At 64.7% G+C, this 17,412-nt stretch carries 13 protein-coding genes; 11 read left to right on the top strand and 2 right to left on the bottom strand.

Annotation, left to right across the window (positions count from 1 at the left end):
• Nucleotides 1–109: 109 nt before the first annotated feature.
• Complete coding sequence (locus ACNI3Q_RS13840) at nt 110–2,431, bottom strand: hypothetical protein (protein WP_426277663.1); 2,322 nt, start codon at nt 2,429–2,431, stop codon at nt 110–112.
• Nucleotides 2,431–2,697, bottom strand: coding sequence for a spike base protein, RCAP_Rcc01079 family (locus ACNI3Q_RS13845; RefSeq protein ID WP_426277665.1), 267 nt, complete (start codon nt 2,695–2,697; stop codon nt 2,431–2,433). Before ACNI3Q_RS13845 ends, ACNI3Q_RS13840 begins: the two co-directional genes overlap by 1 nt.
• Nucleotides 2,698–2,859: 162 nt before the next feature.
• Here ACNI3Q_RS13845 and ACNI3Q_RS13850 point away from each other — a divergent pair, with 162 nt between their 5' ends.
• The 11 genes from ACNI3Q_RS13850 (at nt 2,860) to ACNI3Q_RS13900 (ending at nt 17,393) form a co-directional block, all read left to right on the top strand.
• Nucleotides 2,860–4,590 carry a type I secretion system permease/ATPase gene (locus tag ACNI3Q_RS13850; RefSeq protein WP_426277667.1) on the top strand — a complete coding sequence of 577 codons (1,731 nt, stop codon included), beginning with the start codon at nt 2,860–2,862 and terminating at the stop codon, nt 4,588–4,590.
• A 186-nt stretch (nt 4,591–4,776) separates the two neighbouring features.
• Nucleotides 4,777–5,316 (top strand): calcium-binding protein, encoded by a 540-nt coding sequence (locus tag ACNI3Q_RS13855; RefSeq protein ID WP_426277900.1) that lies wholly within the window; start codon nt 4,777–4,779, stop codon nt 5,314–5,316.
• 187 nt (nt 5,317–5,503) lie between these two features.
• Nucleotides 5,504–7,267: an ATP-binding cassette domain-containing protein gene (locus ACNI3Q_RS13860; protein WP_426277669.1), complete on the top strand. Its 1,764-nt coding sequence runs from the start codon at nt 5,504–5,506 to the stop codon at nt 7,265–7,267.
• Nucleotides 7,268–7,272: 5 nt separating this feature from the next.
• Nucleotides 7,273–8,613, top strand: a complete 1,341-nt coding sequence (locus ACNI3Q_RS13865) for an HlyD family type I secretion periplasmic adaptor subunit (protein WP_426277671.1) — start codon at nt 7,273–7,275, stop codon at nt 8,611–8,613.
• 122 nt (nt 8,614–8,735) lie between these two features.
• Entirely contained in the window at nt 8,736–8,996 is a 261-nt protein-coding gene (locus tag ACNI3Q_RS13870) for an acyl carrier protein (RefSeq protein ID WP_426277673.1), read from the top strand.
• Between the two features lie 5 nt (nt 8,997–9,001).
• Entirely contained in the window at nt 9,002–10,207 is a 1,206-nt protein-coding gene (locus ACNI3Q_RS13875) for a beta-ketoacyl-[acyl-carrier-protein] synthase family protein (protein ID WP_426277675.1), read from the top strand.
• 15 nt (nt 10,208–10,222) lie between these two features.
• Nucleotides 10,223–11,314: an acyltransferase family protein gene (locus ACNI3Q_RS13880; protein WP_426277677.1), complete on the top strand. Its 1,092-nt coding sequence runs from the start codon at nt 10,223–10,225 to the stop codon at nt 11,312–11,314.
• Nucleotides 11,311–12,447, top strand: coding sequence for a glycosyltransferase family 2 protein (locus ACNI3Q_RS13885; RefSeq protein ID WP_426277679.1), 1,137 nt, complete (start codon nt 11,311–11,313; stop codon nt 12,445–12,447). Before ACNI3Q_RS13880 ends, ACNI3Q_RS13885 begins: the two co-directional genes overlap by 4 nt.
• Nucleotides 12,440–14,572, top strand: coding sequence for a glycosyltransferase family 2 protein (locus tag ACNI3Q_RS13890; protein WP_426277681.1), 2,133 nt, complete (start codon nt 12,440–12,442; stop codon nt 14,570–14,572). Before ACNI3Q_RS13885 ends, ACNI3Q_RS13890 begins: the two co-directional genes overlap by 8 nt.
• Nucleotides 14,569–15,582 carry a glycosyltransferase gene (locus tag ACNI3Q_RS13895; protein WP_426277683.1) on the top strand — a complete coding sequence of 338 codons (1,014 nt, stop codon included), beginning with the start codon at nt 14,569–14,571 and terminating at the stop codon, nt 15,580–15,582. The genes ACNI3Q_RS13890 and ACNI3Q_RS13895 overlap by 4 nt, the downstream gene beginning before the upstream one ends.
• Nucleotides 15,582–17,393 (top strand): ABC transporter ATP-binding protein, encoded by a 1,812-nt coding sequence (locus ACNI3Q_RS13900; protein WP_426277685.1) that lies wholly within the window; start codon nt 15,582–15,584, stop codon nt 17,391–17,393. The genes ACNI3Q_RS13895 and ACNI3Q_RS13900 overlap by 1 nt, the downstream gene beginning before the upstream one ends.
• The last annotated feature ends 19 nt before the right edge of the window (nt 17,394–17,412 follow it).

The raw sequence follows: 17,412 nt of genomic DNA on the forward strand, positions 1-17,412 counted from the left end.
GGACAGAGGCGCGATCGCCCTGCTCACCTAACTGGCGACCGCCGATTGTGCAACGCATCATCAGCGGTCGCCCCCGCAGGCTGTGCCCCGAACCGGGGCACTGGCATGGTCAAGCTGCTTCCAGCGCCCCCGCGGCAAAGCGCTCGCCCCGTGCTATCCCCGCCTGATCCACGTCGAGCCGTGCCGCGTGGCACATGCCAATCAGCGGCGATCCGGCGGCGGGGTGGTAATCCCCATTGCCGCCGCCCCCGCCCAACGCCGACTGGTCATTGGCGAACAGCGCCCAGTTGCTGTTCGCCACGGTCGCTTTTTCCACCGAACCGCGCCCGATAAAGCGCTGTTCGAACTGGGCCGGCATCCGGCGCCCAAGAGCGTTGGCCTCGAAATTGACGCCCGCTTGCACCCAAAGGCTTTCGACCAGCCAGGGGCGATAGCCGTGATTGGGCGACCCGCCGTTCGTCGCCGCCGCGGTGTCGTCGTAAAAATCGTCGTGCTTGGTGGGCAACCAGTCGAAATAATTGTTGGCCACGCGGCAATCGACGTGATGGTTCGTGCCCGTCAGCGTCGGCGGATCATTATAGAGTGTATTGGCGCGCTCCCCGACGAGCGTGTTGCTTTCGATGATCCCTCCCGACATGCGGTCGCGGCTGTTTTCCCCGATCGCCCAGATGGGTTCGGGACTGGTGCCGATCCGCTCGGTGATGTTGTTGACGAACATCGGCCGCACCATTTGCGTGATGCCATCGCCGCTGTTCCAGCTTGGCCAACTGACGGGGCGGCCAACGGCGTTATACAGCCGGTTGCCGACACAGACCCAGTCCGCCTGGGTCGATGCGGTCGCACTGGTGATCTGCGGCCAACCGCCGACGGCGCGGGCGCTGCAGTTGACGATCACCGGCGCGCTGATCGTGCGGGCCGGGCTGGTGCAGCTTCGCACGATCAGCGGGCGCTGCTGATCACCGGACGGCGAAAAGCCGGTCGCCGTATTCGCCAGGTCCACCTGCTGCGCGTAATAGGCGCCACTGGTGATGAAGAACGCACTGGATTCCTGGCCAGCCTTTGGCCGGATAGACACATGATCCAGCCAGACGGTGCCGCCGATCAGGTTAGAATTGCCGGTTTCGATCCGCAGATTCTGAAAGCGCGTTGCGGTAACCCGCTGGCTGGGCGTCGTCGTGTCCATCGACCGGATGATGCAGTTGGTCGTCGGATCCGGATCGGCGGGATCGCCCATGAAGGTGACATAGCCTTCCCCCGTCGTTGCGCCCGTCGTCACCGACCTGCCAGCGATCGGCGTGACCCCGGCAGGGATGATGACGAAACCATTATCGATCATGCGGCTAATCGCGGCCTGGCCATTGGCGGCGGCGGCGCTGCGATTGGCCAGATAGATGGCCTGTAGCGCGCACATGGCATTGGCAGGCTTATGCGCCGCTGGCACCGCCCTTGCCGCAGCAATGCTGGCCTGCACGATCGCCGCCGAAGCGACAGCCGTACCGTTCACCGGATCGCAGGCCACATAGGCCGGCGGATAGCGGGTGCCAGTGGGATCATAGGCAAACGTCAAACCCTGTTCAGCAGCCGATACCGTCAGCACCGGCGCAGTCTGGCCGCTGCCGGTGATGCGGGCCGCGCCTACCCTGGGGCAGACCTCGGCATGAATCGTGATCGACCCGGCGGTCAGTCCAGCGGGGTCGATCGTCGCGCCCCAGCACCGCACGCCGTCCGTTGGCGACGTGGAAAGCGCGGTCGCCCATGCCGACACGCTGTTCACCCCATCAGTCGCGGTAAAGCGAATGCCGGCCAGCCCTTCGCGAGTGACCGGATTGACGCTGCCCGCCATCATCTCCACGCGAAACGGCCCGCTGACCCGCTGACGCGGCGGCGTTATCCACCGCATGAACGGCATGGGTGGGTTGAGCACCGAATTGTTCGTAACAGCCACGCTTTGTGCGGGAGCCCCGATGCGCCATCTGGCTAGCAAGCTAAGGGTGGCGGCGCTTCCGGCATAGACGAACTTGTCCAGCCAAAGGCGAACGGTCCGCGTGCCATCGCCATTGTCCGTCTCGTCGATCACATTGCTGTTCGGCGTCGTTGCACTGCTTGGCACGATCGGCGTCCTGCGCGCGACATGGGTGGCAACCAATTGCCGGGAGACGCTGCCCGCCACTGCCTGCCCGCCGCTGCGGTAATGCCCTGCAGTCGTTATATCCAGCACGATGCGGGGGCTGGCGGTATTCGGGGCCAGCACGTAGTCGGCATAGGTTCCGGCGCCGACATCCCGCATCACCAGGGCAAGGATACCGCCGGATGCGTCGACACTGGCCGATTGCACCTGCCCGGGCGTCGGGGTTGGCGTCGGAGCAGACACGCCGAATGATCGGGCGCGGCGGCGCTCGCCATAGCCATAGGCATGACCCGGGCCGAACATCAGGCGTATCCGATGATGATGGTCTGGCCCGTCGTGCCCGTGGCGCGGACATGGCTGGTGCGCACGTCGATCCGCTCGCCGCCAAGCACCGGATGAGCAACTTCCACCGTCGATCCCACTGGCCGCAGAGTGATCACCCCATTGCCATCGGCACGGATCGCCTTGGTCACTAACGGTAGGGGATCGGAATCACTGGGCACGATCACAAAGGCACGCCGCGCGGGTGCCGTCGGACTGTCCCGGAAATCATCGAACGGGTTGACCATCGTGCTTCTCCCTCAGCTTGCAAGGTCGATCGTTCTATGTTCGTTCCGATCGTGTAGGACAGCCCCTTTTTCTTCCGCCGGTCTTTTGTACCGCGCGGTAGCGATTGATTAACCATGCCATGCGAGGCAGAGGGAATAAGGAGCCGGGGCTAAGGCATAATCATGGCGGGCAAACGGGAAGAGCCGGAGATTGACCTGCTTGGGGAAGTACGCCCCCGGGTTCGCGCCGCCATGACCGGGATTGCGGTGCTCAGCGCGGTGCTGAACGTTCTGCTCCTGTCCGGCTCCATCTACATGCTGCTCGTCTATGATCTCGTGATTCCGGGCCGGAGCGAAGCCACCCTGCTGGGTCTGCTCGCGCTAGTGGTTGCGGCCTATCTGTTTCAGGGGGTGATCGAGCTGGTGCGGGGACGTGTGCTCGTGCACCTGGCGTCCAACGTTGATCTCGCGTTGGAAGGGCCTATCCACCGCCTGGTCGCTGAAATGGCCCGAAAGGCCCCGACGCTTGACGGGAACCAGCCGGTCCGTGACCTGGATCAGGTGCGCGGCTTTCTATCCGGTGGTGGCCCGTCGGCCCTGGTTGATCTGCCCTGGGCACTGTTCTTTATCGCGGTGTTGTTCCTGCTGCACCCCTATCTGGCCTATACGGTGATTGCTGGGGCCGTGATCCTGGTACTCTTGACGTTGCTGTCAGACCGGGTGACGCGCGAATACACCACGAAAATGGTGCAATTGGCCAGTCAGCGGCAATCGGTCATCGATGTCAGCCGCCACCATGCAGAACCGCTGTTCGCAATGGGCATGGAGCATCGCTTCGCCACGCACTGGCAGAACACCAATCGCCGATATCTCTCCGCCAATGTCCGCTTGTCGGGCACGGCCGGGGTGCTGGCGGCGTCGGGCAAGACGGTTCGTATGCTGCTGCAATCGCTGGTACTCAGCGTCGGCGCGTGGCTGGTGATCCATGGCGAGGCCAGCGGCGGCGTCATCTTCGCCAGCTCGATCCTGTCATCGCGCGCCCTTGCTCCACTGGAACAGGTGATCGGCAATTGGCGCGGGCTGGTTGGTGCGCGGCAATCCTGGGCGCGACTGAAGCAGTTCATGGCGCGCCTGTCCGAAGACGCGGCCCGCCAGCCGCTGCCCGCCCCCAGGACCGCGCTGGCGATCGAATCGCTCAGCCTGTCGCCGCCGGGTGCGAATGTCGCGACGGTGCGGGACGTGTCCGTGCTTATTTATGCTGGCGAATCCGTCGCCGTGCTTGGCCCAAGCGGCTGCGGCAAATCAACGCTCATCCGGGGAATCGCCGGCATCATTGATCCGCGCAGCGGCGGCGTGCGGCTGGACGGCGCCACGCTGGACCAATGGCCGCGCCACGAACTGGGCCGTCACATCGGCTATCTGCCACAGAATGTTGACCTGATTGCTGGCACCATTGCCCAGAACATCGCCCGCTTCGATCCCGAAGGCGCGCCGGAACAGGTGATCGCCGCCGCCGAACAGGCGGGCGTGCACGACATGATCCAGCACCTGCCGGAGGGATATAATACCAATGTCGGGCCAGAGGGCCGTCGGCTGTCCGCCGGGCAACGCCAGCGGGTCGCACTTGCCCGTGCGCTGTATGGCGATCCGTTTCTGATCCTGCTGGATGAACCCAACTCAAACCTGGACGCCGAAGGCGAAGCGGCGCTGGTTCGCGCCATCGAATCGGCCAGGGAACGACGGGCGATCGTCATCACGGTGGCGCATCGGCCCGCAGTGCTGGAGGCAGTTGATCTGGTGCTATTGATGCGGGACGGACAGGCGACGGCCTATGGACGGAAGGAAAGAGTCGTTCCGCACCTGCTAACAAATGCCTCCGGACCCCCCGCACTGGCAGCGGGCAGGAGCATATGATTAACCATCGGCTGCTTTGCACTGCACAATTGCGCTGGTTAATTGTCCGTTTTATCCAATCCCATTACGGGACTGCAATACGCCTCAACCCGTAAAATACTCTTAACATCGCATTTACTTTTAAACTTCGCGGCAGTAGGGACTCGGCTGGGCGAGCGGAATGTCTCGAATTGATACGTGGAGGATATGAACATGGCTTCGACTACTGGTCTGACCTATGTGCGCGCTGGCGCTGGTGACAACGACATCAAGGCATCAAACACCTTTGGTTCGCTGTTGGATGCGGGCGCTGGAGATGATGTTCTCCGCGGCGGCAAGAAGGCTGACATCCTTGTCGGCGGCGCTGGCGATGACGAAATGTACGGCGGTGGCGGCGGCGATCAGTTCCGCTTCTTCGGCAGCGAAATCGAAGGCGACAGCGACATCGATCGGATTTACGATCTCGACTTCTCACAGGGCGATACGCTGGTGTTCGGCGACTATGATGGCCTGTTCCAGGAGTCGGATGGCTTGAACGCGTTTGACGGTGGCGATTCGGCCATCATCAGCAGCTTTGAAGGTCTGGTCAGCGCCGTCGAGAATTCGAACGGCCGCATCACGACCACCTTCCAGAGCAATGGCGTTCTGCTGGTCCACATGCAGATCGGCGACCAGGTTCAGACCCTGTACATCACCAACGGCGTGGCGGGCTATCAGGCCGCCGCCGGTGGCGAAGTGTCCGCCTGATCCTCGATCAGGACGATATCTCGAGGAAGGGGCGTCGCTTCATCGCGGCGCCCCTTTTTTGTACAGGACGATCGTGATCCATTTGACCGGAAATCCGGTCGAAAATGCTTTTTGCCGCATTGGCGAACGGTTAACGCCTTTAATGGCATGACAATTCCGACACGCCCAATGCGAGACACCTGATCCGATGTGGAACGATTCAGCGCCCGTCGCCGATGACCGCCCGACCGAGCGGCTGCGCGGGGCGCTTCGCATCGGCGTCGCCGCGCTTGCGCTTGTGTCATTGCTGATCTGGATCGTGCGCGCGGGCTATTCGCTCTATGCGTTGCTGCTCTTCGATCTCGGACTGGTCAGCTTCAACACAGAGACGATTATCGGCATCGGTGCGATGGCGATCGCGCTTGTCGCGTTTGACTATGGGCTGTCGACAGTACGTTTCCGTGCGCTGGCGGCGATCGGAGCGGCGATCGATCACTGGATTGCCCCCACCGTCATCGACGACGGTGACACCGCCAAACAGCCCCTTGGCGCGCTGGACCAGATTCGGGAGGGCCTGTCGACCGGCGCAGCGGTGGCGCTGGTCGATCTGTTGGCGGTGCCGATCTGGCTGATCCTGCTCACAGCGCTTGGCTGGCCGCTCGGCCTGTTCCCCGCCATCGTCGCGGCCATTGCCCTGTTGGTGACGTGGCTACAGGTCAGGCGCTTGATCGCGCTTCAGGGGGATGGCGACCTTCAACGTCAGGAGCGGGACCGGCTGCTGGCAGGTATAGCCGACAATGGCGGCATGATCGGCGCGTTGGGAATGCGCGCCCGCGTGACCGCGACCCTCGGACTCATCGATCGGCGATTGGCCGATAACGGCCGCACGTTCGCACAGGCGCGGCAGCGGCTGATCGCGTCGCTATCGTTCATCATTGGCATCGCCGTCATCGGCACCGCCACCTTGGCAGCATGGCGGATCATCGAGGATCTGGCCGATTCCGGGACGCTGGCGGCTGCGCTGGTTCTGATCCTGCTGATGGGCCTCCCCGCGCTTGCGGTTGTGCGCGGTGCCCTGCCCTTGGTCCAGGCCAGAGCGGCTTATCGCCGGATGCGCGCGGTGGCGGCCGACTGGACCCCCACGACCCGGCTGGTCACCCTGCCCCCGCCAACCGCGCGACTGTCGATCGAATCGCTGGTCGTCGCGGTGCCCGGCGAACGGCGCGCACTGCTTCAAAAGGTAGCGTGCGAATCGAATGCGGGCGACATCATCGCCATTGTCGGCCCGTCCGGTGTTGGCCGTTCTGAACTGCTGCGCGTGCTTGCGGGTCAGGTGCGACCCGCGTCCGGCGCGATCCGGCTCGACGGTTCAAAGCTGGAACAATGGAACGCGGACGATCTGGCGCGCCATATCGGCTATCTGCCGCAGGAGGTGGACCTTCACGAAGGGACCGTGGCCCAAAATATCTGCCGGTTCGACCCTGCTGCCGATCCTCAGGCGATTATCGCTGCGGCCCAGCGGGCGGGCGTGCATGATTTGATCGTGCGGCTGGCCGATGGCTATGAAACGATGGTCGGACTGTCCGGGCGTCGGCTTGCGATGTCGCAGCGCCAGCGGATTGGCCTGGCTCGCGCCGTCTACGGCTCACCCTTCCTCGTGCTGCTCGACCATCCGTCGGCGCATCTCGACCCGGCAAGCACGGCGGCGACCGTCCAGGCGATTGCCCGGATCGCAGACGAAGGCGCGATCGTGATGATGAGCACCGGCGACAGCAACCTGCTGGAAATAGCCCAGTTTGCCATGGTATTGCAGCCGGGCGGCATGGTCGATTTCGGGCCAAAGGATGATGTGCGGCAACGGATGATCAAGCGCCAGCGCGGCCGGATCACGCGCCAGGATGGCGGCACCGACGCGACCGAGCCGACGGATGATGGCCGGAACCGGTCAATTGCGGATGCGGATAGGGAGTAATCCACTTGTACCAGCTTACCACCCAGCTCCTGCCCGCGGACCAGGCGGTCCAGTTCGATGATCCCCAGATCGCCCTGGGGCGCAGTCTCAAGATCGGGCTGTGGCTGATCGGCGCATTCATCGTCGCCATGGTCGCCATGGCCTTTTTCATCCAGACAACCGGAGCGGTCATTGGCGCTGGCAAATTGTCGGTCGAAAGCAGCGTGAAACAGGTGGCGCATCCCACCGGCGGCGTGATTGCCGAACTGTTCGTTCGAGAGGGCGACCGGGTGCGTAAGGGCCAACCGATCATGCGGTTCGACAATACGGTCAGCGGCGGTAGCGCCAATACACTGGGTCAGTCGGTTGAACAGCTGCTCGCGGCGCAAGCCCGGCTGACGGCGGAACGCGATGGTGCAGGTTCGATCAGCTTTCCTGCCGCGCTGACCACCAATCCCTCGCCCAGCGCTCAGGCTGCGATGGCAGAGGCCCAGCGCCAGTTTTCCGTTCGAATGCAGCTTCGTAGCGCCGAGCGCGCCAGTGTGCGTGAACGGATCAACCAGGCCGAACAGGAAATCGCCTCGATCAGCGCGCAGCGCGCCTCTGCCGAACGCCAGACCGCGCTCATCGAACCGGAACTGGAGGCGGTGCAGTCGCTCTATGCGCGAAAGCTGGTGACGATCACGCGGCTGAACCAGATGGAACGGACCGCAGCCGAGCTGCGCGGTGCCAGTGCGTCCTATGCATCGAACATGGCCCAGGTACGCGCCCGTATCGGCGAATTGCGACAGATGGCGGTCGAGGCAGAACAGAATGCGCGCAATGTGGCGGCGCAGGAGCTCGCCAATGTCCAGGCGCAGATGGGCGACCAAAAAATCCGGTCGCTTGCAGCATCGGACGCCAGCGAGCGCTCCCTGCTGCGCGCGCCCTATAACGGCGTGATCGACAAGCTGCAGTTCAGCACTGTGGGCGGCGTCGTACCGCCGACGCAGACGATCATGGAGGTGGTGCCGGATAATGAACCCCTAATCGTCGAAGTGTCGATCGACACGGCGGATGTCGATCAGCTTCGGATGAGGCAAAGCGCCGTGGTTCGGCTATCCGCATTCAATATGCAAACCACCCCCGAACTGACCGGTGAGGTCTATTATATCGCAGCGGAGCGGTCGACCGACGAGCGGTCGGGTGTCGCCTTCTATCCCGTGCGGATCAGGATCAGCCGTCAGGAACTGGCACGGCTGGGCGATCTGAAACTCAGGCCCGGCATGCCGGTGGAGGCGTTCGTACAGACCGGTCGCCGTTCGCTCCTGTCCTATCTCACCAAGCCGCTCCTCGACCAGTTCAATCGGGCATTCCGTGAAAACTGACCGCATCGTTCCGGTACATACTGCACTGCAAAATATTCCTGTTGGCTCATGGGTTTCGCGTGTAACATGCTGCGGCGCATTAGGCGCGGGCATTGCCTGACACAGAACCCCCGGGGGGAAGCATGACCACAGTTTTTGATCGCGTCGCGCCGATCGTCGCCAAGCAGTTGAACCGCGACGTGGCGGAAATCACGCCGGACATGGACCTGGAAGCCGCCGGGTATGAGTCGCTCGACGTGATTGAAACGATCTTTGCGATCGAAGAGGAATTCGGCATCGACGTGAATTACAATGCCAATATCGATGATCCGGCCAGCATGAAGACCGTGGGCGATATGGTTGCTCTGATCGAACAGACGATCGCCGCTCAGGACAAGGGCTGAATCGGATGGCCCGCGTCGCCATTACCGGGCTTGGCGCGGTAACCCCTGCCGGAGCGACCGCTGCCTCAACGTGGGACGCAGTGCGCGCCGGGCGAAGTGCGATAGGCCCGTTGGATTGTTCGCGTTCGGATCGGCTTTCGGTCAAGATCGCAGCGCAGGTGCGCGATTTTGATCCTGGCGCGGTTCTGCCGCCCAAGCGTGCTGGCATGATGGACCGTTTTGCCCAGTTCGCGGTGGTCGCTGCCGAAGAAGCGGTGGCGCATTCGGGCCTGGACCGGGACGACCCCGCATTCACAGCAGCGGCCGTCATCACCGGGATCGGTGTCGGTGGACTGATCACCATGGATGAGGCCTTCTTTCAGCTTTATGCCGAAAACAAGACGCGCACCCATCCGCTGACCATCCCGAAACTGATGTGCAACGCCGCTGCCAGCCAGGTGTCGATGGCGCTGGGCACGCATGGCATCACCTATGCCGTCGCCAGCGCCTGTGCATCCGGCACCCACGCCATTGGCCTTGCATCGCAGCTGGTCCGATCCGGCGCGGTCAAGGTCGCAATCGCGGGCGGCACAGAGGCGTGCATTACCACAGGTACGCTGCACGGGTGGGAAGCGCTGCGTGTACTGGCGACCGACACCTGTCGTCCCTTTTGCCGGGGTCGCCAGGGATTGGTGCTGGGCGAGGGGTCAGGCATGCTGGTGCTTGAGGATTGGGACCACGCCGTGGCGCGCGGCGCACCGATCCTGGGCGAAGTGCTTGGCTTTGGTGCCAATGCCGATGCGGGCGACCTGACCTCGCCCGACCCGGAGGGCGCGGCCGCCGCGATGGCGCTGGCGATCAAGGACGCGGGGCTGACCCCCGATCGGATTGGCTATATCAACGCGCACGGCACCGGCACGACGATGAACGACCGGGTCGAGGCCCAGGCGATCCACAGCATTTTTGACGGACATCCGCTACCGCTAGTTTCATCGTCAAAGGCGGTACTGGGCCACGGGCTTGGCGCGGCCGGGGCGATGGAGGCGGTGGCCACCGTCATGGCGCTGGCCGAACAAATCGTTCCGCCGACCGCCAACTGCATTGATCCCGATACTGATCTGGGGATCGACATGGTACCGGAAGGCCCGCGTCAGCATGCCTTTGATGCGGCGCTGTCGAACAGCTTTGCCTTTGGCGGGTTGAACGCAGTGCTGGCGTTCGGCCGAGCATAAGGCAAGCCGAGGATCATGCTGGACCCGCGCGCGGACCTTGCCCGCGGCTATCTGATGGTCGGTATTGTGTATATGCACATGCTGTTCTTTTATGCCAACACGCGGGCGTCGCCCACGGATGCTATTGCCACGCTCATTCAGATCAAGCTGATGGCGGCCCATGTCGCCTGTTTCTTTCTGCTATCGGGCATGGGTGCGCGCCAGTTGAAGCGCCGATCGCTCCCGTCGCTGCTGACCCACAGCCTGATGCTGATCGCGCTGGCGGCGGCGGTTCACGGGATCGCCTATTGGACCGGGGATTTCTTTCACAATCCCTTTTATCGCTGGGTCTCCACCCTGCGCCAGTTCGCCAAGCCGCTGCTGACCGGCACTGGCCAGTCGGGCTTTGTCGGCTGGTTCTTTATCGTGCTTGCCTGGACGCGGGTGATCACATGGACGATCGAGCGCGGCTGGCGATGGTTCGTGCCAGCGATTCCCGCCTATGCGCTGTTCATCTGGGCAGGGGTGCGGATCAGCGGCGTCGACAACTTCATGGAATGGCGCAACGTGCCCGCCGCCGTGCTGTTTTTCCTGATCGGAATGCGTATCCCCCGCGATTGGGCGGTGCCGCACTGGCTGGGCGTGATCGGCCTGCCCCTGTCGCTGGCGATCGGGTGGTTCAACCGACCCGGCCTGTTTGCACAGGGGCCGTGCCTGTCCTGCGATCTCGGCTTTGCGACACGGATGTATTACGGGCTGTACGGGGAACCCGTGATGCTGATCGCCATGGAATTGTCGCTGTTGATGTTCGTGCTGTGGCTGGCGCAGATCACGCTGGCGATGCGCCAGGCGCGGCTGTTCAGCTTTCTGGGCCAGAATTCCCCGCAGCTCTTGTTCCTGCACGGCATCGTGCTGGCGGCGATCCAGCCCTGGTTGCTGCCCCTGTTGCCGCCGCGCGAATCGGCGGTGCTGCTGATCGGGGTGCTGATCGGATCGGTGCTGTTCCATGCGGCACTGCTCCGCCTGACGCTGCCGATCCTGAACGCCGTCATGGCAGCGTGTTTCACCGCCGCGCGCTGGCTGATCGACAGCGCGACCGCCGTCACCGCCAGGACATCGCCCCGATGAGCGGACACGCGCTGCCGCCGGACCGGACCGGGGTCTGGCACCGGCCCTGGACGGGCAATGCCGAACCGGCGCGGCCGGAGCCTGGCATGACCGTGTTCTGGCAGGATGGCAGGGCCATCGGGCATGTGCTGATCCTGCCCGATGGCACCCGGCGTCTGGCCGACCCGGCCGAGGCGATCGCCTATCCACCGTTCGCGCAGCCCGCCGAGTGCGCCAGCATCATCATCTGCACCCGCGACCGACCGGACGAGGTTGCGCGCTGCCTTGCCTCGCTGAGCGATCAGACATTGGCACCGGTCGAGGTGATCGTCGTCGACAATGCATCGGTTGATGAGCGCACCCGCGCCGCCGCGCTGGCCGCAGGCGTCACCTATGTGCGCGAGGACCGGCCAGGCTTGGATTATGCCAGGAACAGCGGATGGCAGGCCGCAACAGGCGACATCCTGGTTTATACCGACGATGACGTGATGCTGCATCCCACCTGGCTGGAACGGATGGTCGGCGCATTCGACGACCCGGCGATCGGGGCGGTCACCGGCCTGGTCCTGCCCGCCGAACTGGCCAGCGAAGCGCAGTTCCTGTTCGAATCGGGATGGAGCTTTGGCCAGGGCTATCGCCGCATTGATTTCACGCCCGCCGATTTTGCCGCCGCCGATCATGGCCGCCATTGCTTTGCGCCTTGGAAAATCGGCGCGGGGGCCAGCATGGCATTCCGGCGCAGCGTGTTCGACCGAGCGGGTGGCTTTGACGATCGGCTGGACGTCGGACAGGCCGGGTGTTCCGGCGATTCCGAATATTGGTATCGGTTGCTGGATGTCGGAATCGGGTGCCGATACGAACCCGCCGCCACCGCCTTTCACTATCACCGGCGCGACATTGCCGGGCTGGCCAAGCAGCTGCGCGCCTATATGCGCGGGCATAGCGCTGCCCTGCTCGTGCAGTATGAACGCACCGGGCGGCGCGGCAATCTGTGGCGGCTGATGGTGGTGATGCCGCGCTGGTATCTGCGCCGGGCCGCCCGCACCCTGATCGGCAGGCGACGGCGCGAGGACCGGTTCCTTTGGCGCGAGATCAGCGGCTATCTGTCCGGGATCGCCTTTTACCTGAGCCAGCCAAGGCCGCCCTATGGCTGATCCGCCGCTGGTCAGCATCGTCATGCCCGCCCGCAATGCCGCCGCCACGATCGCGGCGGCGATCGACAGTGTGCGCGCACAGACCGTGACCGACTGGCAGCTGATCATCATCGACGACGGATCGACCGACTATACCGCCGCGCTGGTGACGGCCATGGTCCAGGACGACCGCCGTATCCGGTTGATCCACGGTCCGGGCGAGGGCGCAGCGGCGGCGCGCAATCGCGGCCTGTTTCAGGCGACGGGCCGCTGGCTGGCCTTTCTGGACGCCGATGACTGGTGGGCGGAGGATTTCCTGGCCCGGATGCTGGCCGCGCTGACCGGGGCACCGGGGGGCAGCATCGCCTATTGCGGGTATCGCCGGGTGATGCCGGACGGCGGCATGACCGAGGCGCGGATCGACGACACGCTGGCCAAGGCACCGTTCGAAACCTTTGCCCGAACCTGTGCCGTCGTCACCATCCACTGCCTGTTGATGGACCGTCAGCGGGTGGCCGATGCCGGGGGCTTCGATACCAGCCTGGTGACGTGCGAGGACTGGGATCTGTGGCAAAGGCTGTCGCGGGCGGGCGCGCATTGGGTGATGCTCGACCGGCCGCTCTGCTATTACCGGCAAAGCCCCGGATCGCTGACGCGGCGGACGCGCCAGATGCTGATCGACGGTCGCCGCGTGATCGACCGGGCGTTCGAGCCGGACCCGCGCGTCGCCAGCCCCCTGCCCCAGTTCGCGGATGGCATCGCGCGCGATTCGATGGGCCAGACCGCGGATCAAGCCTATGCTTGGTTCGCCCTGTGGTGCGCCGTCGTCGGATGGACGCCGAATGATCCGCGCCCGCTGGACCCGGCGATCCTGGCGCATCTGGAACGCGAGCCGCACTGGGTGCCCGCGATCGCCGATACGATCGTGCAGGGGATCGAGGTGCGGACCTGTGCCGTGCGCGCGGCCATGTTCGCGGATTGGGACGATATCCGGGCGGAGGTGGAGCAGGTGGCGGCGGCCATCGCTCAAGGGTGGGGCGCGCCGCAGCGCGCGGTGCATCTGTGCAATGCGGTCCGCGAACTGCTCGTCGGGGCGGCGTCGGACGAGCGGTTGCCGGTCACGCTGGACAATGTGCAGCGGGTGGCGCTTGCCTGGAATGCGCCCGGCCCGATCCTGGTTGGTCCGGGCGTCGATCGGCTGATGATTGATATCCGCGCGGGTGACCGGCCGGCTGGGCGCATCCTGCTGGGCGTGCTGGGGTCACTGTCCGCCAGCCGCGTCGGCGCGCTGGTAGCAGACGGGATCGCGCCGGACACGCTGCCGCACCTGATGGCACGGGCCACGTCCTGGTCCGCCCTGCCCGCCATCGCGCGGCGGCTGGCACGGTCCGGCAACTGGCTGGATCGCGGTGCATTGGGCCGGGCATGGCGGCAACATGCCGCCGCCAGGGCGATGCTGCCAAATACTGCGCCAGCCGACGATCATGGAGCGGCACTCCAGGCTCTTGGTGCGATCGGGGACCCGGAAAGCGCAAGGAGGATCGTGCCCGGCGGCGCACGGCGGGACCTGCCCCTGATCCTGTTCGATGACGCGCTTTCGCTGGAGACGGTGGAGCGCCACCTGACCTGGCTTGCAACATCCGGTGCCACCGCCTTGTCGATGGACGCAGTGGCGGCGCATCAGCGCAGCGGGCGTCGCTTTCCCCGGCGCGGCGTAGCGCTTGCCTTTCAAGCGCGGGGGCCGGATGACTTGGCAAGGATCGCGGCGATGCTGGATGGGGCCGGACTCGCCGCCACGGCATTCCTGCCCGTGGATGCCCCCTTTACGCCCAGGGACGATGGTCCGTTATTGCGCGGGCTGGCGCTTGATGCCGTGGACATCCCCTTTACGCTGGATACGCCGACATTGGCCCGGCACCTGATCCGTGGACGATCGGAGGGCGGAGCGACCGCATTGCTTGCCCCGCGCAGTGGTTGCGATGATCGTCTGGCGCAGCTGGCCGTCGATTGCGGGTATAACGCGATGCTAACCAATCGCGTGGGATATGTGCAGCTGTCGGGACATCCGATGCAGTTACCGGTCATTCAGGCCGCGGACGGCTGGACGATGGGGCGGGTGGGCGAGATCCTGGAGTATCAGCGATGACCGGCCGACCTGCCGAACCCCTGATCGCGGTCGTCATCCCGAATTACAACGGAGCGGCGACGATCGACGAAACATTGATCAGCGTGCGGGCACAGACGCACGCGCATCTGGAGATCATCGTCGTCGATGACGGATCGACGGACGACAGCACAGCGCGGGTTGCACGGCATATCACATCCGACCGGCGGGTTCGCCAGGTCGAACAGGAAAATGCCGGGGTGGCGGCAGCGCGCAATCATGGTTGGCGCAGTACGAATGCCGATCTGGTCGCGTTCATCGATTCCGACGATGTCTGGTCGCCGGACAAGCTGGCGCGGCAACTGGATGTGATGACGGCTGGGGGAGCGGATGTCGGGCTGGTCTATGCGGGCTATGCGCTGATTGATGCCGATCGCCGTGTCATCGAATGCCGCCCCTCGCCAGCGCTGGAGGGCGATGTGCTGCACCGGTTGATGTGCGGCAATTTCGTCGCCAATGGCAGCGCGGCGCTGGTCCGCCGCCGGGTGCTGGAGGCAACGGGCGGCTTTGAACCGGCGCTGCATCATGCCGGTGCCCAGGGGTGCGAGGATTATCTGTTCTATCTGCGTGCGGCTGGCGAATGCCGGTTCGGCGTCGTGGCCGCGCCGCTGGTGGGGTATCGCCGACTGCCGGGTGCGATGTCGTCAAATGTCGTGCGGATGCTGAGGTCGTGGCGCATGGTGCTCGATGAAATGGCGATGCGGCATCCAGGCATGATCCCGCTGATGCGGCGGGGCTATCGAAACTATGCCGCATGGCTGGCGCGGGCGGCGATGTTTGCCGGCCGTTTCGGCCAGCTGGGCGATATCCTGAAAACCATCGCCGCCTTCGATGCCGGGATGTCGGCCAGGATCGCGCTGGTCGATCTTCCCCGTGCGCTGCGCGGTGCCGTCATGGGCCGGATCTGGCCCAAACGAACGGCCTTGATAACCACCGACGCGCAGCCGCTGCTGACGCCGGGTTCGCTCTATCCCATCGGGCTGGTCCGCTGATGCTGCGCGCGCTCTGGTATGGCCTGATCGCCCGGCTGGCGGGCCAGAACACCGTCGAGGAAATGCGCCTGTTGCTGGCGATGGTCAGCAAGCCGCGGTGGACGACGCCGGTTTTGTTGCTGGTCGGCATTCTGTCCTCTTTAGCCGAGGCGGCGGGGGTCACGCTGATCCTCTTGTTCTTTTACCTGACGGTCGGCGGGTCCATGGTGGCGACGGGCGGGTTCGTCGTCGGCTGGCTCAGCCAGCTGGCCGCGCAGTTCGGCAATACCCAGGCGCTGATCGCGGTCGTCCTGCTGCTGTTGATCGGGCGGGCGGGGATCACCTGTTCCTATAACATCATCAGCGCGTCGATCGGGGAACGCATCAGCCAGCGGACGCGGGACCGCATCCACGACCATTATCTGAGCGTCGATTATGCGGAGTTTCAGCGACGCGACATCGCCCATCTGATGGAGACGCTGGGCACCGAAAGCTGGGTGATCGCCCAGGCCTATAACGCCTGGACCCGGCTGATGATCAACAGCTGTTCGATCGCGGTGTTCACGCTGTGCCTGCTTGCGCTTTCCTGGCGCATCTTTGTCGTCGCCATGATCGGATCGCTGATCATCAACGCGGTTTCCCGCCGCCTGGCCAAGCGCGCACGCGCCATCGGATCGGAAACGCAGGGCATCCAGCGCGGGCTGGGCGAGCAGATGCTGATGACGCTGCAGGGGATGAGGACCATCCGCGCCTATGGCCAGGAACCCGTGCACCGCGATCGTTATGCCGATGCATCGGACCATGCGCGCGTCGCGGCATTCCGGCTGCAACGGATGACCGCCTGGCTCTCCCCGCTGACCGAACTTGGCTATCTGGCGATCCTGAGCCTGATCGTCGGCGGCATCGACTGGTGGGGCACGGATATCGCCGTCACGCTGGGCGCGGTCGTCCTGCTCTATCGCCTGCAACCGCATATCCGCCAGCTGGAGGGCAATCTGCTGCTGCTGGCCCAGCTTCAGCCCCAGCTAAAGTCCGTGCGCCGCGTGTTGGAAGCGGCGATGCGGCAAAAGCCGGAGCCGATCGGCCAGCCCATCCACGACATTCACGACGCAATCCGGGTCGAAGGATTAAGCTTTACCTATCCCGAAGGCACGCGCCCGGTGCTGGACCAGGTGTCATTCACGCTGCCCGCCGGGCGGACGACCGCGCTGATAGGGGCATCGGGATCGGGCAAGACGACCTTCGTCAACCTGCTGCTGCGGCTCTATGCGCCGGATGCGGGCACGATCCGGGTCGATGGCGTGCCACTGGACCAGATCAACCGCACCCATTGGCTGAGCCTGGTCGGTGTCGCGGGACAGGATGTCGACCTGGTCGAGGGTCAGGTGCTGGACAATATCCGCATGGCCGATCCGGGCGCGGACGACGATGCGGTGATCGCTGCGGCGCGCGATGCCGGGGTGGCGGAATTCGTCGAGGATCTGCCGCGCGGCTATCGCACCTGGGTCGGGCAGGAAGGGCTGCGCTTTTCCGGGGGCCAGCGCCAGCGCATCGGCCTGGCCCGCGCGCTGCTCCGCAACCCGCAGCTCATGATCCTGGACGAAGCGATGAGCGCGCTGGACCAGAAGCTGGAGGACCGCATCCGGGGCGAGGTCGCACGGCGTATGGCGGGGCGCACCACGCTGGTCATCACCCACCGGTTGGACCTGGTCCGGGAGGCGGATCACATCGTCTGGATCGAAAACGGCGCAGTCCGCGCCGAAGGGCCAACGGCCGAACTGTTCGACCGCGCACTGGCCGATCTGGGTCGAATTGTCCCGAATCCGGGCTAATCCGCCAAATGCTGCGCCG

The sequence above is a fragment of the Sphingomonas eleionomae genome, assembly GCF_049889035.1.
Classification (GTDB): Bacteria; Pseudomonadota; Alphaproteobacteria; order Sphingomonadales; family Sphingomonadaceae; genus Sphingomonas.